Below are 20,476 nucleotides of genomic sequence, written 5' to 3' on the forward strand. Positions count from 1 at the left end.
TGCCGATATGACATCGAATGACGATATCCTGCGCGCTCTCGGGCGCGTGGAGGGCCGCCTGACCGGCATCGAGGAAAACGTCGCGCTGCTGCGCCAGGAGATGGGCGGCGAAAAGGCCAATGCCCATGATTCCAGGGTGGTGATCCACAAGCGCCTCGACGAGCAGGCAAGGCAGATCGCACGTCTCGATACGAAAGTGGCAATCAGCGGCGGCGCCGATGCGCAGATCCGCGCCGAGATCGGAACGCTCAAGGAAACCGTCGAGAGGAACCAGGAGGCGGTCGGCCCGGCGCTCGAGGAGTGGAAACGGATGAAATCGATCGGCTACGGCATCTCGGGGCTGATCGCCTTTGCCGGGCTGACGACGGGCGGGATCATTGCCTATGCCAGCGACGGGGCGGTGGCCGCACTCAGGCATTGGCTGAAGATCAGTTGAGGGGAGGCGCCGTCTCGGCGTTGTTTGGCTTTTCCGGCGATCGATGAAGAGTGCCGCCAAGTGAAACGCAGCAAAACAACGCCGTTTGGCTGATATATTGCTGTCTCCAGCCGTATCTTTAAATTTAGACTTTGCTAACGAACAAAACCGCCGCCTGTTTGTTATCCCCTTCAGGAGGAAACAGACATGAAGAGCATGAGCAATCGCCAAGTTCGCATTCCCGGCCCACGGGAACATGATGTCGCGGAGCATTGCCGCAAATTTGGGATTGGTCCGGCGGAGGAGAAGAAGCTGAAGAAGTTGCTCGGGTCTCGCGCGCCGCTGCATGAGATTCAGGCCAACGCGCCGCCGCGCCAGCCGAAATGGCGTTAGGCGCCGGGCCGCGCGGCGGGTCTCGTCTCCTGTACCCCCCTGCTACCCCGGCAGGTGCCGCGCGGTCCACTGATGCGGGCGCAGGGGCCTATGCCCTTGCTCCCGGATCATGGGCGGCGTGCCGAGGTGCTCACGCACGCCGCCCATCAATGCCGCAGTTCACGCGACAGCATCAGGATGTAATCGTCGGCGATATCGGCGACCACCATGGCCGCTTCCGCCGGCGAATAGCCGCGGCCGACGGCCTCGGCAACGATCTTCATCACATGTGGCTCAAGCGCCTCCCGGCAGTCGGCCAGGCTTTCGTCCTGCGGGCATTTGGCCCGAAATTCCAGGATGTTGTTCATGGCATACCCCTCCGTTTGATGTTGCTGCGTCCGTTGATGCATGAAGCCGGTCTCTCCCAGGGAAAGGCGGGCCGCAGTTCCGGTGCGCTTTACTGGAACAAATTAGCAATCACGAAAATACGATGTCACAGGGCGGGATCTATTCAAGCCGATGCTGATATTAAGGTAAGCCAGTAGGGTTAATTCGTCCAGCGGCAGTTGATCGGCCGCCGGCCGCCCTGTCAGGCAATGGCGCAACCTCTTGTTTCTGTGTCGCTTTCCGGCACGGAAAACAGGCGCTTTCTTCGGTTTTTCGTGGGGAAATGCCGGAGTTTACCATCTGCTGCGATGGCGATGACAGGGAAGGCCGCAGCGCTGTGCCGGAGCCGGACAGAAACAAGGAAAAGCCCGCCTTCACGGGCTTCTCCTTCCCGACTCGTTCAAAAGCCGAGTTTGCTTTTCTGTCGGCCGTCGCTGTCGAAATTATCGGGCGAAAGCCACGCGGAATATCCTGCCTTCAGCCTTGGCCAGTCCCCATCCGTCATCGCAAACCAGGCGGTGTCGCGATTGCAGCCCTTCTGCACCATATGCTGGCGGAAGACGCCTTCGAAGGAGAAGCCGAAGCGCTCGGCAGCGCGCTTCGAAGGCTCATTGAGATTGTTGCACTTCCATTCGAAGCGGCGATAGCCGAGCGTGTCGAAGACATGAGCCGCGCAGAGATACAGCGCTTCAGTCGCCACCCGCGTGCGGGCCATCGCCGGTCCCCAGAGGATGTTGCCGATCTCGATGACACCATGGGCGGTATCGATCCGCATCAGTCCCTGCCGCCCTTCGGCGCGCCCCGTCGCCTTGTCGATGACCGCAAAGAAGAGCGGATCTTCGCTTTCCGAAGCCCTTGTCAGCCAGGGCGTGAAGGCGGCCATGTCGACAGGCGCCTCTTCAAACAGGTAGCGGAAGCGGGCATCCGCACCGGGCTCCTGGGCCGAGCGGAGAAGATCGGCGCCATGCCTTGCTGCGTCGAGCGGCTCCAGGCGGGCATAGCGGCCCTCGATCGGGGCGCGGGCGGGGCGTGCCACGCCCTTCCAGTCTGAAAGATCCATCGTCATATCCATCGTTGCATCGAACTCCGCTGCTCTTGCCTTCAGGATGGACTGAAGTAAAAGTCCAGTTTCGATCTTTCGAGCAGACCAGTGAGGCAATGACACCAGCACCCGCATGGCTCGACCTCGATCGCGACGCGGGCGATCTTGCGGGTCAGATCTATCGCGGTCTCCGGGACCGCATCCTGCTCGGCCAGCTTCCGGCCGGCTACAAGCTGCCGTCGACCCGCGCTTTTGCGGCTTCGCTCGGTGTCGCACGCTCCACCGCAGTGGAGGCCTATGACCGCTTGAAATCCGAAGGTTATATCGAAGCCTCCGCTGGTGCGGCGACACGCATTGCCGCCCTCGCGCGCATGCAGCAGCAACGACCGATGGATGATCCGTGGCCGATCGCGGAAACGCCTTCGGACAAGTCACCCGATCACGCCCTGTTCCGGCCGGGGGTGCCCGACGTGTCGGCCTTCCCGCACGCCGTATGGAGCCGCTATCTTGCGGCGCGCAGCCGTTCTCTCCGTATCCAGCATCTCGGTTATGAGAATGCGACCGGGATTTTCGAACTGCGTAAGGCCATTCTCGATCATATTTCAACGACACGCGGCGTTGTGGCCGTCCCCGAGCAGGTTCTGGTCGTGCCTTCCACCCGCGCGGCGATCGACATACTGGCAAGAACAATGTTGCGACGGAGCGGCCGCAAGTCCGCCTGGATGGAAAACCCCGGTTATCCCGCCGCTCGCGCCTTGCTCGGCGATGCCGGCGCCGAAATCGTGCCGGTGCCGTGCGATGAGCAGGGTATCGATGTTTCCAGGGCTGAGGGCCCGCAACCGGCGCTGATCTACGTGACCCCGTCCCATCAATATCCGACGGGGGCGACACTGACCCTGCCGCGCCGGCTGGCGCTGCTGGAGGCGGCGCGCCGGGATGGCAGCCTCATCGTCGAAGACGATTATGACAGCGACTTTCACTATGGGTCACGCCAGATTGCCGCCCTGCAGGGGATAGACCGGGCAGAAGTCGTGGCCTATCTCGGCACCTTCTCAAAGGTTCTGGCACCTGGTCTGCGTGTCGCCTATGCGGTCGTGCCGCGCTGGCTGGTTGCCGAGGCATCGGAGGCGCTGCAGCGCAGCGGCGTTGCCGTCCCCACCCATGTTCAGGCCGCCCTCGCGGATTTTATCAGTGAGGGCAGGCTGCGCGCCCATCTCCGCCGCATGAACCCGCATTATGCCGATCGCATGGTCCGCACGGTCGAGATGCTGACCGGGCAATTTGCGGACCGTCTTGCCCTATCGGGTGGTTACGGCGGGTTGCAGCTTGCCACCTGGTTTCGCGACGAGGCGATGAATGACCGGGCAATCATCGCCGAGGTCAATCGGTCAGGATATGGGCTGATGCCGATGTCGGATTTCTTTATCGGCAAATCCGCCACCGGCATCCTCTTCGGCATTTCGCGGGCTGAACCGGCTGCCGTTCAGAAGCTGGCGGCCGATCTCGAGAAGGCATTCGGCCTGACGTGATCGCGCCCGGATCGCGGCCCGGGCGCATCGGCCTTTATGATGCAGATCAGGCCGCGTTGAACGGCACGGCGATAAAGGTTTTATTTCCGGACGCGGCCGCCTCAGGCCGCGGAAAATGGCACGGCGATGAAGGTTCTATTTCCGTCGCGTTCGACGAGCAGCAGCACCGATTTGCGGCCGGCCTTGCCGGCTTCGGCGATCGCCGCCTTGACGTCGCGGGCATTGCGGACCGGCCGGTCGTTCACCGAGACGATGACGTCGCCCGGCTGGATGCCGGCGGCAGCGGCCGATCTGTCCGGGTTGACGCTGGCGACCACCGCGCCGCTGGCGGAGCGCGGCAGGTTGAGCTGCTGGCGCAGATCGGGCGTCAGCTCGGCAAGGCCGATGCCGAGGCTCGGCTGGCCGGAGGCCTGGCCCTGCGCTTGCGGGCTTGTCGCCGCGGCCCGTTTCCGGCCGTCCGCATTGGCGCCGACGGTGACGGTGAGATCGATCGCCTTGCCGTCGCGCCAGACGCCGAGCGATTCCCGCGTGCCCGGCGAGAGATCGGCGACGAGGCGCGACAGGTCCTTCGGCGTCTTGACGGCCTGGCCGCCGACCGAGGTGACGATATCGCCGGGCTTCAGGCCGGCCTGGGCGGCCGGGGTATCGGCGGAGACGGCGGCCACCAGCGCGCCGCCCGTCTTGTCGAGGCCGACGGCATCTGCGACGTCCTTGGTGACCGGCTGGATCTGCACGCCGAGATAGCCGTGATCGATCGAGCCGTTCTTCTGAAGCTTGGCGACGATCGCCTTGGCCTCGTCGGAGGGAATGGCGAAGCCGACGCCGACGCTGCCGCCGTTCGGCGAATAGATGGCGGTGTTGATGCCGACGACCTTGCCCTCGCGGTCGACGAGCGGACCGCCTGAATTGCCGTGGTTGATCGGCGCGTCGATCTGGATGAAATCGTCATAGGGGCCGCTGTGCAGGTCGCGGCCGCGCGCCGAGACGATGCCGGCCGTAACCGTGGTGCCGATGCCGAAAGGGTTGCCGATCGCCAGGATCTGGTCGCCGAGCTTCAGCCTGTCGGAATCGCCCCAGGCAATCGTCTGCAACGGCTTGCCTGCGTCTATCTTCAACACGGCGACATCGGATTTCGGGTCGGTGCCGATCAGCTTGGCCGGCAGTTCGGTGCCGTCGTCGAGCGTCACCTTGATGTCGAGCGCATTGTCGATGACATGGTTGTTGGTGACGATCACGCCATCGGCACTGATGACGAAGCCGGAGCCGAGCGCCATCGCATGTTGGGAGGGCTTTTGCTGCGGCGCCGGGCGCGGCAGCGGGATGCCCTGATCCTCGAAGAACTGGCGGAACTGCTCGTCCATCGGCGAATCCTGCTCGCCGGCGCTGATATCGGTCGCCTTGACGGTGGTGGTAATGGTAACGACGGCGGGCTTGTCGACATCGACGATCGACGCAAACGAGCCGCTTGCGGCAAGAATGCCGCCCGTATCGGAAGGCGCGGCAACAGCGTTGGACGTATGGATCGCAAAAGGCAGGCATGCCGAGCCGGCGATGATGGCGGCTCCGACGAGCGCTGCGGCGCGGTGTGTGCGGAGAATAGGTGTCATGGCGGTGATCCCTTGGGCGGTCGCCCCTTACAGGAGCATTGGCTTTTGATGGCGTCGCGGTTCCATCTCTGGGACCTGGCGTCGGAAGGCGTATGGCGCCAATTCCTCGTGGGACACGCGCGGTCGTCGGGGCGGCGGCCTGGCGAATGGAAGAATTCGCGCTCGTCGATTCATATGATCGCGTCAGCGCCATTTACAAATTAAATATTGATCATGTTTATATTGCCGATTTGTAAGGTTTAACCGGGGGTTAACCTTCAGTTTGTGGCTGCCTTGAACGGCGGGTGCGGCGGATCGGCGAGCGCCACCGCGTTTGCCCGGCATCCTTCTGCCCGGTGATTTCCTTCGCAAATCAATAGACTTATCGCCCCCGCAGTGATCCGGCCGCTGCTGACACGCGTAATTGCGGCAGAGCATCCGCCGCTTACCCACACGGCGTTGCCATCATAAAAATGTTAGTAGACTCTAAATTATTTCTTCTCCAGAAAGTAAAGGTGGAGGATCGGACGCGGTCGAGTCTCGCGGCGGCATACGGGGGCAATGAGCAGGTCGGTGGAGCGGGGAAGGCGCGGCGCGCCTGTGAAATTGAGCGATGTCGCCAAGAGGGTGGGCGTCAGCCCCATCACCATCTCGCGTGCGCTTCGCAATCCCGAAATCGTCTCGGCGGATCTGCGCGAGGTGATCCTGCGCACGGTCGAGGAGATGGGCTATATCCCCAACCTTGCCGCCCGGGCACTGGCGGGCCGCCACAACGGCATTGTCGGCGTCATCACGCCCGCCTTGCAGCAATACGGCTTTGCCGGCCTGATGATCGGAATCGAGGATTGCTTCCGCGACACTGAGTTCACCGTGCAATATGCCAGCACGCTGCACCATGCCGAGGGTGAGGCCGGCCTGCTGAAATCCTTCCTGACGCAGAAGCCGGCCGGCGTCATCATCGCCGGCGCCGAATCCTATCGCGATCTTCTGCCGCTGATCGAAAGCGCCACCTGTCCCATCGCCCATATCACCGATCTCAGCCAGGAGCCGCAAAAGCTGGTCGTTGGCCTCGATCATTATGCGGCAGGCGCTGAGCCCACCCGCTTCCTGCTGTCGAGGGGCTATAAGATGATCGGTTTCGTCGGCCGCGGCGGCGATGTCCGCTCGCGCCGCCGGCTGGCGGGTTATGAGGCTGCCATGCGGCAAGCCGGGCTTTTCCAGGAAGACCTCGTCATCGGCGGCGATGCGCCGAACCGCATCGGCCTCGGCAGGGAGCTGTTTTCCCGCCTGCTGCAAAGCGTGCCCGATGTCGATGCCGTCTTTGCCCAAAGCGACGAACTAGCCTTCGGCGTCCTCATCGAATGCAAGGCACGCGGCATCCGCGTGCCCGAAGATTTCGGCATCTGCGGCTTCAACGATCTGGAATTCTCGACCTTCACCGAGCCGACGCTGACGACGGTGCACATCCCCCGCTACGAAATCGGCTACCGCGTCGCCGACCTGCTGCTGCACGCGGTTCGCGACGAGACGCGCGGTAAAGACAGGGTCGATTGCGGCTTCTCCATCGTCCCGCGCGGTTCGACGCGATAATCGTTGCCATCTTCGAACCTTTCCATTCCGGATCGGAACGTCGAAACCCGCGGGGACCGGAAGGCTCCAGATCTAGGGTATCAGCAGGATGCTGCCCGTCGAGCGTCCGAATTCCATCTCTTCATGCGCCTTGGCAACATCGGCCAGACGATATTCGGCTCCGATCTGCGAAACGATCCCTGTTTCCATCGCCTGGACTGCAACGAGAGCAGCCTCGCGATACTGGTCGACGTCAGCGCACCAGGCCATGATGCTCGGATGGCAGAGCGCCTTGCCCGGGCGAAGTTCCTCGACAGGCACCGGTGGAATAGCACCGGCGGCCTGACCGATGGTGACAGCCATGCCGAACGGTCGGACAGAGCGGATGCTCTTGAGCAATGTGTCGCCGCCTATCCCGTCATAGGCGACGTCGACACCATGTCCGTTCGTGAGCCGTTTCACTTCCGCGACGATATCGGCGCCTCGTCCAACAATCAGGTGGTCGGCTCCATAAGACGCGGCGAGCGCTGCTTTTTCCGGAGAGCCGACCGTCCCAATCACGGTGGCATCGAGTGATCTCGCCCAACGAACGAGGATGCTCCCGAGCCCACCCGCGGCCGCATGGATCAGAACCCGCGTTCCCGCACGAACATTATAGATCCTTTTCAACAGCATATAGGCGGTCATGCCTTTGAGCAGTGAACCCGCTGCCGTTTTCGCTGAAACGGTATCCGGCAGCTTGATCGCCCTTTCGGCGGCAATGTTCCTCATGGTGCGATAGGCGCCAATCGGCGGCCCTGCATAGGCAACGCGGTCTCCCCTCTTGAACGTGGAGACGCCAGGACCGACATCGTCGACGATGCCCGCGGCCTCGGCACCGATCACCGAGGGGTAGGAGGGCATGGGGTAGAGGCCCTTTCGATGATAGACGTCGAGAAAGTTGGTTCCGATCGCCTCATGACGGATCCTTATCTCGCCATCGCCGGGAGGCTCACAACGGTGATCCTCCACATGGAACTGGGTGATGTCGCCGGGGGCGTTCAGCCATACGATTTGCTCAGTCATCTCTCGTGCTCCTGCATGGGCACAAACTAACCAATGGCATTATGTGTGAAAATTCTCTATTGCTTAAAAATGATTGGGAGAGAATTCACAAAGATCGACTGGGACGACCTTCGGCATTTCCTGGCGCTCGCCCAGTCGGGAACGTTGCTTGGTGCCGCAAAGCAGCTCGGCGTCGAACACGCCACGATCAGTCGGCGCGTTTCGTCGCTTGAAGCCAGTCTGGGACGCAAGCTGGTGGACCGCCGCGGACGCCGCATCATCTTGACCTCGGATGGAGAGCAGGTTGCCAGGCATGCATCTCTTGTCGCGGCGCAGACTGCGGCTATCGAGCAGCTTGGTCGCAGCAGCGCCACGGAACTGCATGGCCATGTGAGGATCAGCGCGCCGCCCGCTCTCTCAAGCGTGCTGCTGGCAAAGCCGATCGCGGCCATCAGGCGAGATCATCCGGGTGTTCAGATCACGCTTGTCGGAGAAAAGCGCCTCGCATCCCTGAACAGGCGAGAGGCGGATATCGCCGTGCGCATGTCGCGTCCGGAGGACGGCGATTACGCCATCGTCAAGCTTGGCGAGATGGACTTCCATCTCTATGCATCAAAGACTTACCTTGAAACGGTTTCACCGCCGGACTGGACCTTCATTGGTTACGACGAAACCATGAACGCCTCACCGCAACAGTTGCGGCTGACGGAACTGGCCGCCGGCCGGCCGATCGCCGTGAGGTCATCCATTCTGGAGTTTCAGGCCGCAACCGCAAGACTTGGCGCAGGTGTCGTCATGCTCCCCGATTTCGCCGCTCCGGAGTCCAGCGGTCTCCAGCGCATTGAAAACGAACAGGCTTTGACAAGAGAGGTGTGGCTGGTTGTCCATTCGGATATCAAGGACGTCCCCTCCATCCGCGTTGTCGTCGATGCGCTGAAAACCGCTCTAACGCAGTAGTTCGCCCGGTTGGCTGGGCCGCAGCGCTCAACCCACTGAGCACCACCCGGGCGGTGGATCGTCGAGCGAGTTTTTCGCCGCTAATGTGCGATTTCGGAAGCTACCGACATCAATTCCTGGGAATTCGGTGCCTTGAATGTCTGGAGCCCACCCTCCAGAATTTCAGTGAAGTTCCAGCGTACGATGCCCTCCCGGTCGATCAGGAACTGACCGACAAGCTGCCCGTGGTCGGCAGTCATCATCTGCTGATCAGCTTCCGTCATTTGATATCCTTCCTTCGCGTTGACAAATTCGTCCATTTCCCTCACCCCCATAGGCTCGGGCAACTCGCCCGGAAGATCGATCCGTATCGCCATAAGCGTGTCGATCCCGACCTCGCGTAAGCCGAAGGCTTGGTGCGAAGCCCGTACCGGGTCGGAAGCAGCAAGAAGATCGGGTATCGGATGGTAACGGAAATAGAGCCGCGCGCGCTCGACCGGGGTGTTTACAACAGCCAGGGATTGGACGCCTTTCTCACGCAGCATCGGGTTGAGATATGCCATCGTCGCGACATGGCGCCGGCAGAACGGACAATGCAGGCCTCGAAACAAACCGATCAACAATGGGCTGCGGCCACGAAAGTCATCAAGTGCGATCTTCCCCTCGTGTGAGATCGCATCAAGCACAACGTTCGGGACCCGGTCGCCCGGTTGTAGCGGATGGTCGACATAGGGCGTGGACATGGGCAACTCCTCGCTCGGGGATCAGTCGAGAAAAGGCGCCACGTTAAGTGCTTCGAGGTCGAAAGTGAGCGTTGCCAGGCCCGATCTCTCGTCTTACCGCACCGCCGGGATCCGATCCAAGAATGGTCTCACATTGGCCCGCGGGCAAGCGCAAACGGCGATTCGTGAATTGAAAAAGTCCGTTTTCTGCATGCGGCGCAGCTCGGCCCCGTGGCTGCGGCCGGCGAAGGGCTCGCTCGCGATGATCTGTTCGGCAAAAACGATCTTTACCGAGCCACATCACTTTTCGCAAAGCCGTCGGCCGCCGGAATAGGGCTGATAGCTACAGTCGGACGGCCGAAAGGAGCGGTAACTGCGCGAGCAGGCGGTGATGTTGCAGGACTGCGGTGCGCCTTGGCCATCGACGACCGCTTCACTCGATCGTACTCCGTTCAGCGTCGGTTCGACCGTCGCCCCGCGGATGAAGTCCCGCCAAATATGGGCTGGCAGGGCGCCGCCCGTTACCCCCTTCATCGGCGTGTCATCGTCATTGCCAACCCAGACACCGACGACGAGGGTGTCCGTGAAGCCGACGAACCAGGCATCACGATTGTTCTGGCTGGTGCCGGTCTTGCCAGCCGCAAAGGTGCCGGGATCTGCTCCCCGTCCGGTGCCGCGCTCGACCACCAGCTGCAGCAGCCCGAGGAGATCGGACTGGTAAGGCGAAAGATCGACACCCGGCTTTGATTGCGCGCCAACGCGAAAGGCCTTGGGCTGCCCTGCCGCCTGGAAGTCGATGATACCCCAGGGCTTGACAGGTGCCCTGCCGAGCTGGACGGACGCATAGGCGCTGGTGAGATTGAGCAGATTGACTTCGGAGGTACCAAGCGCCAAGGACGGCGTGTTGGCCAGGGGTGCATCGATGCCGAGTTCGCGCGCTGCGGCAATCACATTGTCGAGACCAACCTCTTCGGCGAGCGACACTGAGGCGGCATTGAGCGATCGCGCGAACGCCTCGGCAAGCGATACCCAACCGCGATAATCGCCACCGGAATTTTCTGGCGACCAGCCGTCGATCTCGATTGGTGCGTCCAGCACCTGGTCGGACAAGGTGAGCCCAGCCTTCAGCGCCGCGTAGTAGACGAAGAGCTTGAAGGTGGAGCCCGGCTGGCGCATGGCGGTGACGGCGCGGTTGAACTGGCTCGCCTCGTAGTCGCGCCCGCCAACCATCGCAACGACCGCGCCGTCCGGCGTCATCGCAACCAACGCCGCCTGGGATGCTCCGACCGCCTTTCCTTCGCTGTCCAAGGCCTTCTTCATGACGCGCTCGGCGATCTGCTGCAGCTGCGGCATCAGCGTGGTGCGCACCGTCGTTGAACCTGGCGAGGAGCCGGCGATTTCGCTCGCCTGCGGTGAAATCCAGTCTGCAAACCAGCTCCCGGAGCGCGGCGTGGGCGTCGTCGGGTGCAGCCTGGCAAAGCTCGTCTTGGCTTCCGCCGCCTGTGGCTCGGTGATCTTGCCATTGGCCGTCATCGCGTCGAGAACGACCAGGGTGCGCTGCCGGGCGCCCTCGAAATTGTCGATCGGGTTCCATTGGCTCGGCGCCCGCAGCAACCCCGCCAGCATCGCCGACTCCGGCAGGTTGAGGGCGCCGATATCCTTGTTGAAATAGATGCGCGCGGCGGCAGGCATTCCGGTCGCGCCCGCGCCGAGATAGACGCTGTTGAGATAGCGCGTCAGGATTTCGCGCTTGCCGAGCTTCCACTCCAGCCAGACGGCGATGACGAGCTCCTGAATCTTTCGTTTAATCGTTCGATCGCTGTCGAGGTATTGCAGCTTGATGAGTTGCTGCGTGATCGTGCTGCCACCCTCTACCACCGAGCCAGCCTTCAAGTTCCGCAGAAACGCCCGCCCGATGCCCCTGGGATCGACGCCGAAATGATCCATGAACCGGCGATCCTCAATCGAAAGGACGGCATCGATCAGATGCGGCGGAAACTGGTCGTATCGCGCATATGGCCCTTGATAAGGTCCCTGTCTTACCAGTGGCGCGCCATCGGCGGTTTCCAGCACCACGACCGGCTTCAAAGTGCCATCGCGGATTTCGCTCCAGGGCACGTCTTTCAATGCCCACACCAGCACGCTGGTGACGAGGAGGCAGACAAGCAGTGCCGACCCCAGAGCGAATTTCCGCCAGCCCGCCGGATGCGACCGGCGCTGGCTGCTTTCACCCGGATTGGTCCGCCGCTCGCGAATTCCGTGCCCGGTTCTGGCGAGAGCTGGGGTCATCCACCTGGCCGGAGCCGATGTTGCTGCAAGGCGCAACAAGTTCCCTAGCTTCCGCCTTAAAACCGAGGCGGCCGTCCTGCACTTCGCCAACGCCGAACTTGCCTGCAAATCGTCACGCAGCGCACGGAATAGATTGCTCATGGCCCGTCGGGTCCGGCCGAAGGATGCGTGGGGCGGTTGCGGGTCATCGACTTGGGTGCTTCCCGGCGATTCCCCAGCAACCGCTGGCGCCTCCGGATCGACTGTCTGATTGCGACCCGGGCTCGAGCTGTTAACGCTTTCACCTGAGGATTCGGGAGAATTGGGCATCGTTTACCGCTAAAAGCCAATGCTGCATGACCTTTATAGCCGGGTGATGATGAGTGTTCTACCGCAAAAGGACCGTCCAGGCTTGCCGTCCCCATTAACCGGGCGCGAAGGTTCGATCCTTGCTCGTCGAAAAGCCACCATTTCGCGCCACCTGCGGACATTGCCAGCCATGCAGAAAGGATTACCTTTGATGCAGGGGCTTACCTGTCGAACGGGAGTTCCTGGCTGAGGGCTCCCTTATTGTCGCCTCGTTAAGCGTAAGGAGGGGATAGCATCCATGTTGCTGGAAGATTTGTATCGCCTGATGAAGATCGGGCACGTGCAGGCCCAGGGAATTGTCGACACAATGACCCAGCCCGTTGTCGTGCTGGATCAGCATTTCTGTATTACGACCGCAAACAACGCGTTCATCAAGGCTTTCGAAGTCGACCGGGATGACATCCTCTCCCAAAACTTCTTCGGGCTTGGCAATGGGCAGTGGGATGTCCCGGAGCTTCGGCGGCTCATATCCTCTGTCATCCCACGGTCCGCTGCCGTCATCGGCTTTGAAGTGAAGCATGATTTCCCGACAATCGGCCACCGTACGTTTCTTGTCGACGCCCGACGCCTCGTTCATCCGGATGACAACAGTCCCAATATCCTGGTCATCTTCGACGACGTGACGGAGCGCCAGCGCCACGATGCCGAGATGGACTTCATCGTCGCGGAGATGCGGCATCGGTTGAGGAATCTCGCGGCCGTCGTTCAGTCGGTCGTGAAGAACTCCAGGACCGACGATCCGGCCGTGGCAAGCTTCAAGGAAGCGCTGCTTGAAAGGCTGCGTGTCACCTTTCGCGCTCAGGAAGTTGCCGCCCTTGGTGGGGTGGCTGACTTCGAAGCCTTGCTGACAGGCGCGATCGGTAGCACGGTTTTGCAACGGCTCGAATGCTCTGGACCTTCCGTAGAAATTCTCAGTTCAAAGGTTCTTCCGGTCAGCATGATCCTGCACGAACTCAGCACGAACGCATTGAAACACGGAGCTGCCTCGATACCGGCCGGAAAGATACGGGTGACCTGGGAATTGGAAGCAAGTCCGCCGGATCGGACGACGCTTGTATGCCAGTGGCGCGAGGAAGCAGGGCCGCGTATCTCTGAGCCTGTCAGCAAGGGCTATGGGACCGAACTGATCGAAGGCCTCGCCGTCCATATGGGTGGAAGCGTGGAACTTACCTATCCTTCCAGCGGGTTCACTGCGACGATCAAAATCCCGATGTGAGGTCATGAGAGGCCGGCGCGAGAGCCGAAAGCGGGACCAAGGTCCTTGTCGCAGAGTGGGCAGCGAGCTCGCGGCGAGATCGCCGTTCAGCAGGAATCCGCCAGCCTGCAATGGGCGGATTCGGCTTCGCATAAAACCGCATAAGAGACCAGCCTGGCTGGCCCCTCAATCCCCGATTAAATATCGCTGGCGGCGCTCGACCACAGCTCGGCCGCCTCGGCTGCCGTCATGCGGCGCACCTCGGCCTCGTGGCTGCGGCTGGCGAAAAGCTCGCTCGCCATGATCTGCTCGGCAAGATCGGCCGGAAGCGACAGGATGACGCGGGCTTCGCCATTGTGGAGGCCGCCGAGTTCGGCGCGTTTGCCGGTCACCATGCCGCCGGCGACCGTATTGTTGGTCTCCGGATCGATCAGAATGAAGGAGCCGGAATTCCGGTTCTGCTCGTAAGGGTCGAAGATCGCTGCTTCGTCGAAGGCAAGGCGCACCTTGCCGATGGCGTTCATGTAGAGCCGCTGGGCGGGATTCCACGTGCCGGTCTTCAGTTCGAGCTGGCTGAGCGGCTGCACCTGGACGCGCTGGCGGCGGCTGCCGCTCTTCAGCCAGTAGCGTTTGCCGGGCTCGATGCCCTCCGGCTGGAGGGCGACGACCTGCGCGTCGAAGGCGAGTCCGACCTGCGGCTGGGCGTCGATCGAGACGATCATGTCGCCGCGCGCCACGTCGACCTGGCGGTCGAGCACCAGCGTGATCGCGTCGCCGGCAACCGCGGCGTTGCGCACGAGATCGAAGGTGACGATCTTGGAGACGTTGGCGACCATGCCCGACGGCAGGATCATGACGCTGTCGCCCGGTTTGACCGAGCCGCCGGCAACCGTGCCCTGATAGCCGCGGAAGCTTTCGCCGGGGCGCGAGACGCGCTGCACCGACAGGCGGAAGCCGACCGTCTGCGACGAACGCACGGTCGCAAGCTCCAGCGTCTCCACCAGCGTCGGGCCAGTGTACCAGGGCATGGCGCCCTGGCCGGAATAGACGACGTTTTCGCCCTTCAGCGCCGACATCGGAATGGCGGTGATCTGCTTGACGCCGAGCGACAGCGCGAATTCGCGGAATTCGTGGCTGATCTTCTCGAAGCCGGCGCGGTCGTAGCCCGTCAGGTCGATCTTGTTGACGGCGAGCACGAACTGCTTGATCCCCAGCAGCGAGGCGATTGTCGCGTGGCGGCGCGTCTGCTCGAGGATTCCGAGACGGGCGTCGACGAGCAGGATGGCGAGATCGGCGGTCGAGGCGCCAGTCGCCATATTACGGGTATATTGTTCGTGACCGGGCGTGTCGGCGACGATGAAGGAGCGTTTGTCGGTCGAGAAATAGCGATAGGCGACATCGATGGTGATGCCCTGTTCGCGCTCGGCCTGCAGGCCGTCGAGCAGGAGCGCGAAGTCGGGCAGGCCGAGATCGTTCTGCTTGCCGGTGGAATCGCGCTGCAGCGTGGCGGCTTGGTCTTCCTTGACCGCCTTGGTGTCCCACAGCAGGCGGCCGATCAGCGTCGACTTGCCGTCATCGACGCTGCCGCAGGTGATGAGGCGCAGCGGACGCGAGTCGCGCTTCTGCGGCTCGGCGGCGGGCAGGCTGGCAACGGTTGCGGCCGAGACGGCGGTTTGGGCTGCGGTCATCTCAGAAATATCCTTCACGCTTCTTCTTTTCCATGGAGCCGGACTGGTCGCGGTCGATGGCGCGGCCCTGGCGTTCGGACACCGTTGCAATTTCGAGTTCGGCAATCACCTCTTCGAGCGTGCTAGCCTCGGAGCGGATTGCGCCGGTCAGCGGGAAATCGCCGAGCGTGCGGAAGCGGATCATGCCTTCCTGGCGCACTTCGCCGGGCAGCAGTTCGAGACGCGGATCCTCGGCAAGGATGATCATGCCGTCGCGCTCCACGAACTTGCGCTTGCGGGCGTAGTAGAGCGGCACGAGCGGGATATCCTCGGCCTGGATGTAGCGCCAGATATCGACCTCGGTCCAGTTCGACAGCGGGAAGGCGCGCACGCTATCGCCCTTGCGGATCATGCCGTTATAGATGTTCCAGAGTTCCGGCCGTTGATTGCGCGGGTCCCAGCGATGGTCCGGCGTGCGGAAGGAATAGATGCGCTCCTTGGCGCGGCTGGCCTCCTCGTCGCGCCGGGCGCCGCCGAAAGCGGCGTCGAACTGGCCGGCATCGAGCGCCTGGCGCAGGCTTTCGGTCTTCATGATGTCGGTGAAGGCCGCCGAGCCATGAGTGAAGGGCGTGATGTTTTCGGCCGCGCCGCGCGGATTGATATGCTCGATGAGATCGAGATCGTACTTCTTCGCGGTCTCGTCGCGGAAGGCGATCATCTCACGGAATTTCCAGCCGGTGTTCACGTGCAGCAGCGGGAAGGGCACGCGGCCGGGATAGAAGGCCTTGCGCGCCAGGTGCAGCAGCACCGAGGAATCCTTGCCGATCGAATAGAGCATGACGGGACGCTCGAATTCGGCCGCCACTTCGCGGAAGATGTGGATGGATTCGTTTTCCAGCGCCTTCAGATGCGGGTCGAGCGGCGCCTTGGCGCTCTGGGGATTGCTGAGTTCCGTATCCAGACGGCTATCGGGCATGTCTTACTCCAGACTGTCGGTCCTTGCGGCTGCTTGCAAGGTTTTCTCGATTGTGGCTCTCCAGGGCCTGCGGCGATCGCCGCGCCCTGATCCGAAAAGCCGTGAAGATGGTTATTGTGCGGCGATCGCCGCGGCCTCTTCGGCGACATGCAGGCCGCATTCGCGCTTCTCGTCCTGCTCCCACCACCAGCGGCCGGCGCGCTCCGGCTCACCGGGCTTGATCGCCCGGGTGCAGGGCTCGCAGCCGATCGAGGGATAGCCGCGCGCATGCAGCGGATTGACCGGCACGCCGTTTTCGGAAACGAAGGCCTTGATTGCCTCCAGATCCCAATCGGCGAGCGGATTGACCTTCAACAGGTGCCGTTCGGCATCATATTCGGCAAAGGGCGTCTCTGCGCGGTTGGCCGATTGCCCCCGGCGCAGGCCGGTGATCCAGATCGTCGCTCCTTCGAGCGCACGCGCAAGCGGCTTCAGCTTGCGCACGCCGCAACAGGCATGCCGGGCTTCGACGCTCTCGTAGAAACCGTTGAGGCCGTATTGCGCCGCATAGGCGTCGATATCGGCCTTCTCGGGTGCGAAGCGCTTGATTTGGATGTCGTACTGGCTTTCCGTCTCGTCGATCAGCGCGAGCGTTTCGGCAAACAGCCGGCCCGTCTCAAGCGTGGCGATGTCGATCGGCAGGCGGTGCGTGCCGATCTCGGCGGTGATCACCTGGTCTTCGATGCCGAGCGAGGTGGTGAACACCACGCGGCCGCCAAGGCCCGAGACCAGCGACAGACGCTGCGCAAGATCGAGGCCCGCCAGCTTCTCGTTCAGCGCCTCGGCTTCTGCATTGGTATTGATAACAGTCATGGGAATCCTGTCCTTAGTTGACCGGAGTATCGCAGTTCACGTCTCGATCGGACAGAAAAAGGGATTTCGAAAGCTGCGGCCGCAAGAGCAAATATCTCTCCGAAGCTGCCGCAATGCAAAAAAACAGCCGCCCGCGGAGGAAAATCCGCGCGGCGAGCTGATGTCTACAAAAATAGTAGAGTTACACGCAGCCTGTCAATCCGAAATCTGAAGTGATGCCGAAAAAGATGCGCGACGGCCGCTTTTGGCGTAAATTGCAATGGCTAGGCCAAGAATGAAGAACAAGGCCAAAGCGCTTGATCCTCAAGGCTTTCCCCGCGCGTTCAAATTCCGTTCATGCTGGTTGTGCCATAGAGGCTGATGTACTCGTGAAGCGGCGCGGAAATGCGCGCCGCCTGTGTGTGTCGATGGTCTGAGATGATTACGCAAAAGGCGAAATATGCGCTGCGGGCGCTGACGGCTCTGGCGGATGCCGATGCCGACGAACCGGTGATGATTTCCGATATCGCCGCGCAGCAGAAGATTCCGAAGAAGTTCCTCGAACAGATCCTGCTCGACCTGAAACATCATGGTATCGTTGCCAGCCGCCGCGGCAAGCAGGGCGGTTATCTTCTTCTGAAACCGGCCGACACCATCACCTTCGGCGAGATCCTGCGCATCGTCGACGGCCCGATCGCGCCGCTGCCGTGTCTCTCACTCACCGCCTATCGCCGGTGCGACGATTGCGACGGCGAACAGAACTGCCAGATCCGCCACGTCTTCGCCAAGGTGGCCGACGCCACCCGCAAGGTGCTGTTCTCGACGACCATCGCCGACGCGGTGCAGCCCGCCCGCAGCGCCGAAGTCACCCGGCTGCTGGCCTGAGCATCGCGCTGTCGCCGCCTCTGTCTTCAAGATTTGGTGAAACAGCTTTTCTTCCCGTCGGGATGCTCCACCTGCCTGCCCATGCGGGTAGGGAGAAGATCCATGTTTGCACTTTCGATAAAGCATGTGCTGGCTGCCGTCGGCCTGTCGGCTGCCCTTGCGACGAGCGCTGCCGCCCATCACGGCTGGTCCTGGGCCGAGGCCGACCAGATCGAGCTTCGCGGCACCATCGAGAAAATATCAATGGGCGGGCCGCATCCGACGCTCGATGTTGCGACGGCCGATGATGGCGTCTGGCGCGTCGAGCTCGGCAATCCGCGCCAGACGGAACGCTCCGGCTTCGTCGAAGGCGTCGCCAAGCCCGGCGACCCGGTGGTTGCGCTCGGCAACCGTTCGCAGGATCCGAAGGAGAAGCGGATGAAGGCGGTGCGCATCACCATCGGTGAGAAGCGCTACGATATCTATCCCGACCGCATCCGGACGAACTGATTTCGGGCGAACCGCGCTGTGATCGACATTCTCGAATGGCTGCAGGCGACGCTGCCTGCGGCGACACTCCGGCGCTCCGGAACGCTCTACATGGTCGTCAACGCCGCCCATATCCTGGCGATCGGCCTGCTCGTCGGCGCCATCCTGCCGCTCGATCTGAGGCTCGCCGGCTTCTTCCGTAAGGTGCCGGTGGAAATCCTCGCCCCGTTCCTCTCTCGCGCCGCCGGCATCGGCCTCGCCGCGGCTCTTCTCACCGGCTTCTGCCTCTTCAGCGTGCGAGCGGTCGAATATGCCGCCAATCCCGCCTTCCTCGCCAAACTCGGACTGATTGCCTTCGGGTTGCTCAATGTGCTCGCCGTCCACACGGGGCAGGGTTGGCGAACTGCAATCAAAGTCGGCATTCTACGCCCTGCCGTTACAGTTTCTGCGGCTCTGTCGGCGGCAACGTGGATCGCCGCCCTTGTGGCGGGGCGCTGGATCGGATTTCTCTGATCCGATTCCTCCTATCTGTCGCTGACCGCCCAGCGGGGGTTGACCCAGGGTTCCTGGTTCGAGCGCGCCAGCGGCTGTTTGCCGAGGATATGGTCGGCGGCTTTCTCGCCGGTCATGATCGAGGGGCCGTTCAGGTTGCCGTAAGTGACGTGCGGGAAAATCGAGCTGTCGGCGACACGCAAGCCATCGACGCCGATCACCCGCGTCTGCGGATCGACCACCGCCATCGGATCGTCCTTGGAACCCATCTTGCAGGTGCCGCAGGGGTGATAGGCGCTTTCCAGATGTTCGCGCAGGAAGGCGTCGATCTGATCGTCGCTCTGCACCGCTTCGCCCGGCTGGATCTCCGGACCGCGATAGGCGTCGAAGGCCTTCTGCCCGAAGATCTCGCGGGTCAGGCGCACGCAGTGGCGGAATTTCTCCCAGTCTTCCTGATGGCTCATATAGTTGAAGCGCAGCACCGGATCGGCCTTCGGGTCGGGCGAGCGCAGCGTCACGCTGCCGCGCGATTTCGACAGGTTGTAGCCGACATGCACCTGGAAGCCGTGGCTCTTGGCCGCCGCCTTGCCGTCATAGCTGATCGCCACCGGCAGGAAATGATACTGAATATCGGGCTGCTTCAGCCCCGGTGCCGAGCGCAGGAAGGCGCAGGCCTCGAACTGGTTGGAGGCGCCGAGCCCGCCCTTCGACAGCAGCCATTGCGCGCCCGCCACCCCCTGCCAGAACCAGGGCAGCCAGGAATAGAGCGATACCGGCTTGGTGCTGACCTGCTGGAAGTAGAATTCCATATGGTCCTGCAGGTTGGCGCCGACACCCGGTCGATCGGCCTTCACTTCGATGCCCATCTCCTTCAGATGCTCGGCCGGGCCGATGCCCGACAGCATCAGAAGCTTCGGCGAGTTGAAGGAGGAGGCCGAGACGATCACCTCGCGGTTCGCCTTCACCACCTCGATGCGGCCGCTGCGCTCGATCTCGACGCCTGTGGCCCGTCCATCTTCGATGACGATCTTGCGCGCCAGGCCATAGACGATCCCGACATTGTCGCGCTTCAGCGCCGGTTTCAGATAGGCATTGGCGGCAGACCAGCGGCGGCCGGCAAAGATGGTCTGCTCCATCAGCCCGAAGCCTTCCTGCTTGCTGCCGTTATAATCCTCCGTCGTCTCGAAGCCCGCCTGTTTGCCGGCCTCGACGAAGGCCCGGAACAGCGGATTGGTAAAGCCGCCGCGCTGCACATGCAGCGGCCCGTCCGTGCCGCGCCAGCCTTCTTCGCCGCCATGCGAATGTTCCATCCGCTTGAAATAGGGGAGAACGTCGGCATAGGCCCAGCCGCTGGCGCCGAGCTCCTCCCAGCGGTTGAAATCTTCGGCATGGCCGCGCACATAGACCATGCCGTTGATCGAGGAGGAGCCGCCGATCACCTTGCCGCGCGGCGCGGTGATGCGCCGGTTGTTGAGGGTCGGCTCCGGCTCGGAGAGATAGCCCCAGTTGTAGCGCTTCATGCTCATCGGCCAGGCAAGCGCTGCCGGCATCTGGATGAACGGCCCGAAATCGCTGCCGCCCGCCTCGATGACGAGGACGCTGTTCTTGCCGTCTTCCGACAGGCGGTAGGCGAGGGCGGAACCGGCCGAGCCCGAGCCGACGATGATGAAATCTGCTTGCATCTGCTTGTTTCCCTCAAGCCGCCATCATCCGGCTGCTTCTT

19 protein-coding genes are annotated in these 20,476 nt (G+C 62.4%); 9 read left to right on the forward strand and 10 right to left on the reverse strand.

The genetic code is table 11. The annotated features are described in order from the left end of the window. Positions 1–7 precede the first annotated feature (7 nt). Positions 8–436, forward strand: coding sequence for a DUF1515 domain-containing protein (locus tag J0663_RS14310; protein WP_207240985.1), 429 nt, complete (start codon positions 8–10; stop codon positions 434–436). 186 nt (positions 437–622) lie between these two features. After that, positions 623–808 (forward strand): hypothetical protein, encoded by a 186-nt coding sequence (locus tag J0663_RS14315; protein WP_020049029.1) that lies wholly within the window; start codon positions 623–625, stop codon positions 806–808. Positions 809–954: 146 nt separating this feature from the next. Here J0663_RS14315 and J0663_RS14320 read toward each other — a convergent pair whose 3' ends face one another. Both J0663_RS14320 and J0663_RS14325 read right to left on the reverse strand, forming a co-directional pair. Beyond that, entirely contained in the window at positions 955–1,155 is a 201-nt protein-coding gene (locus J0663_RS14320) for a hypothetical protein (RefSeq protein WP_207240986.1), read from the reverse strand. Between the two features lie 419 nt (positions 1,156–1,574). Then, a complete protein-coding gene (locus J0663_RS14325) occupies positions 1,575–2,234 on the reverse strand; it encodes a GNAT family N-acetyltransferase (protein WP_207240987.1) in 660 nt (219 codons plus the stop codon). A gap of 98 nt (positions 2,235–2,332) precedes the next feature. Here J0663_RS14325 and pdxR point away from each other — a divergent pair, with 98 nt between their 5' ends. Continuing rightward, entirely contained in the window at positions 2,333–3,745 is a 1,413-nt protein-coding gene (pdxR, locus tag J0663_RS14330; RefSeq protein ID WP_207240988.1) for a MocR-like pyridoxine biosynthesis transcription factor PdxR, read from the forward strand. A gap of 101 nt (positions 3,746–3,846) precedes the next feature. Here the strand turns inward: pdxR and J0663_RS14335 are convergent, their stop codons facing one another. After that, on the reverse strand, positions 3,847–5,352 hold the full coding sequence (locus J0663_RS14335) for a DegQ family serine endoprotease (protein WP_207240989.1): 1,506 nt from the start codon (positions 5,350–5,352) through the stop codon (positions 3,847–3,849). Between the two features lie 540 nt (positions 5,353–5,892). On the opposite strand from J0663_RS14335, the gene J0663_RS14340 reads away from it, so the two are divergent. Further along, positions 5,893–6,921 carry a LacI family DNA-binding transcriptional regulator gene (locus J0663_RS14340; protein ID WP_207240990.1) on the forward strand — a complete coding sequence of 343 codons (1,029 nt, stop codon included), beginning with the start codon at positions 5,893–5,895 and terminating at the stop codon, positions 6,919–6,921. 72 nt (positions 6,922–6,993) lie between these two features. Here J0663_RS14340 and J0663_RS14345 read toward each other — a convergent pair whose 3' ends face one another. After that, positions 6,994–7,965 carry a quinone oxidoreductase family protein gene (locus tag J0663_RS14345; protein WP_207240991.1) on the reverse strand — a complete coding sequence of 324 codons (972 nt, stop codon included), beginning with the start codon at positions 7,963–7,965 and terminating at the stop codon, positions 6,994–6,996. 69 nt (positions 7,966–8,034) lie between these two features. On the opposite strand from J0663_RS14345, the gene J0663_RS14350 reads away from it, so the two are divergent. After that, positions 8,035–8,901, forward strand: coding sequence for a LysR family transcriptional regulator (locus tag J0663_RS14350; RefSeq protein WP_207240992.1), 867 nt, complete (start codon positions 8,035–8,037; stop codon positions 8,899–8,901). An 80-nt stretch (positions 8,902–8,981) separates the two neighbouring features. Here J0663_RS14350 and J0663_RS14355 read toward each other — a convergent pair whose 3' ends face one another. Continuing rightward, positions 8,982–9,623, reverse strand: coding sequence for a peroxiredoxin-like family protein (locus tag J0663_RS14355; protein WP_207240993.1), 642 nt, complete (start codon positions 9,621–9,623; stop codon positions 8,982–8,984). A gap of 279 nt (positions 9,624–9,902) precedes the next feature. Next, the gene (locus J0663_RS14360) at positions 9,903–12,200 is read right to left on the reverse strand and encodes a PBP1A family penicillin-binding protein (protein WP_207240994.1); all 2,298 of its coding nucleotides are present in this window, start codon (positions 12,198–12,200) and stop codon (positions 9,903–9,905) included. 277 nt (positions 12,201–12,477) lie between these two features. Here J0663_RS14360 and J0663_RS14365 point away from each other — a divergent pair, with 277 nt between their 5' ends. After that, positions 12,478–13,455: a sensor histidine kinase gene (locus J0663_RS14365; RefSeq protein WP_207240995.1), complete on the forward strand. Its 978-nt coding sequence runs from the start codon at positions 12,478–12,480 to the stop codon at positions 13,453–13,455. Positions 13,456–13,631: 176 nt separating this feature from the next. Here the strand turns inward: J0663_RS14365 and cysN are convergent, their stop codons facing one another. The 3 genes from cysN to J0663_RS14380 all read right to left on the reverse strand — a co-directional run bounded on the left by cysN (position 13,632) and on the right by J0663_RS14380 (position 16,929). Then, positions 13,632–15,122, reverse strand: coding sequence for a sulfate adenylyltransferase subunit CysN (cysN, locus tag J0663_RS14370; protein ID WP_207240996.1), 1,491 nt, complete (start codon positions 15,120–15,122; stop codon positions 13,632–13,634). Between the two features lies 1 nt (position 15,123). Continuing rightward, positions 15,124–16,077 (reverse strand): sulfate adenylyltransferase subunit CysD, encoded by a 954-nt coding sequence (gene cysD, locus J0663_RS14375; RefSeq protein WP_207240997.1) that lies wholly within the window; start codon positions 16,075–16,077, stop codon positions 15,124–15,126. Between the two features lie 111 nt (positions 16,078–16,188). After that, on the reverse strand, positions 16,189–16,929 hold the full coding sequence (locus tag J0663_RS14380; RefSeq protein ID WP_207240998.1) for a phosphoadenylyl-sulfate reductase: 741 nt from the start codon (positions 16,927–16,929) through the stop codon (positions 16,189–16,191). 417 nt (positions 16,930–17,346) lie between these two features. Between J0663_RS14380 and J0663_RS14385 the strand changes: the two genes are divergently transcribed. The 3 genes from J0663_RS14385 to J0663_RS14395 all read left to right on the forward strand — a co-directional run bounded on the left by J0663_RS14385 (position 17,347) and on the right by J0663_RS14395 (position 18,774). Next, positions 17,347–17,793, forward strand: a complete 447-nt coding sequence (locus J0663_RS14385) for an RrF2 family transcriptional regulator (RefSeq protein WP_207240999.1) — start codon at positions 17,347–17,349, stop codon at positions 17,791–17,793. Positions 17,794–17,895: 102 nt separating this feature from the next. Next, complete coding sequence (locus J0663_RS14390; protein ID WP_207241000.1) at positions 17,896–18,282, forward strand: DUF6152 family protein; 387 nt, start codon at positions 17,896–17,898, stop codon at positions 18,280–18,282. A gap of 18 nt (positions 18,283–18,300) precedes the next feature. Then, a complete protein-coding gene (locus J0663_RS14395) occupies positions 18,301–18,774 on the forward strand; it encodes a DUF6644 family protein (protein ID WP_207241001.1) in 474 nt (157 codons plus the stop codon). A gap of 11 nt (positions 18,775–18,785) precedes the next feature. On the opposite strand, the gene betA is transcribed toward J0663_RS14395, so the two are convergent. Beyond that, positions 18,786–20,435, reverse strand: a complete 1,650-nt coding sequence (gene betA / locus J0663_RS14400; RefSeq protein WP_207241002.1) for a choline dehydrogenase — start codon at positions 20,433–20,435, stop codon at positions 18,786–18,788. Positions 20,436–20,476 lie beyond the last annotated feature (41 nt).

This window comes from Rhizobium lentis (genome assembly GCF_017352135.1).
Lineage (GTDB): Bacteria > Pseudomonadota > Alphaproteobacteria > Rhizobiales > Rhizobiaceae > Rhizobium > Rhizobium lentis.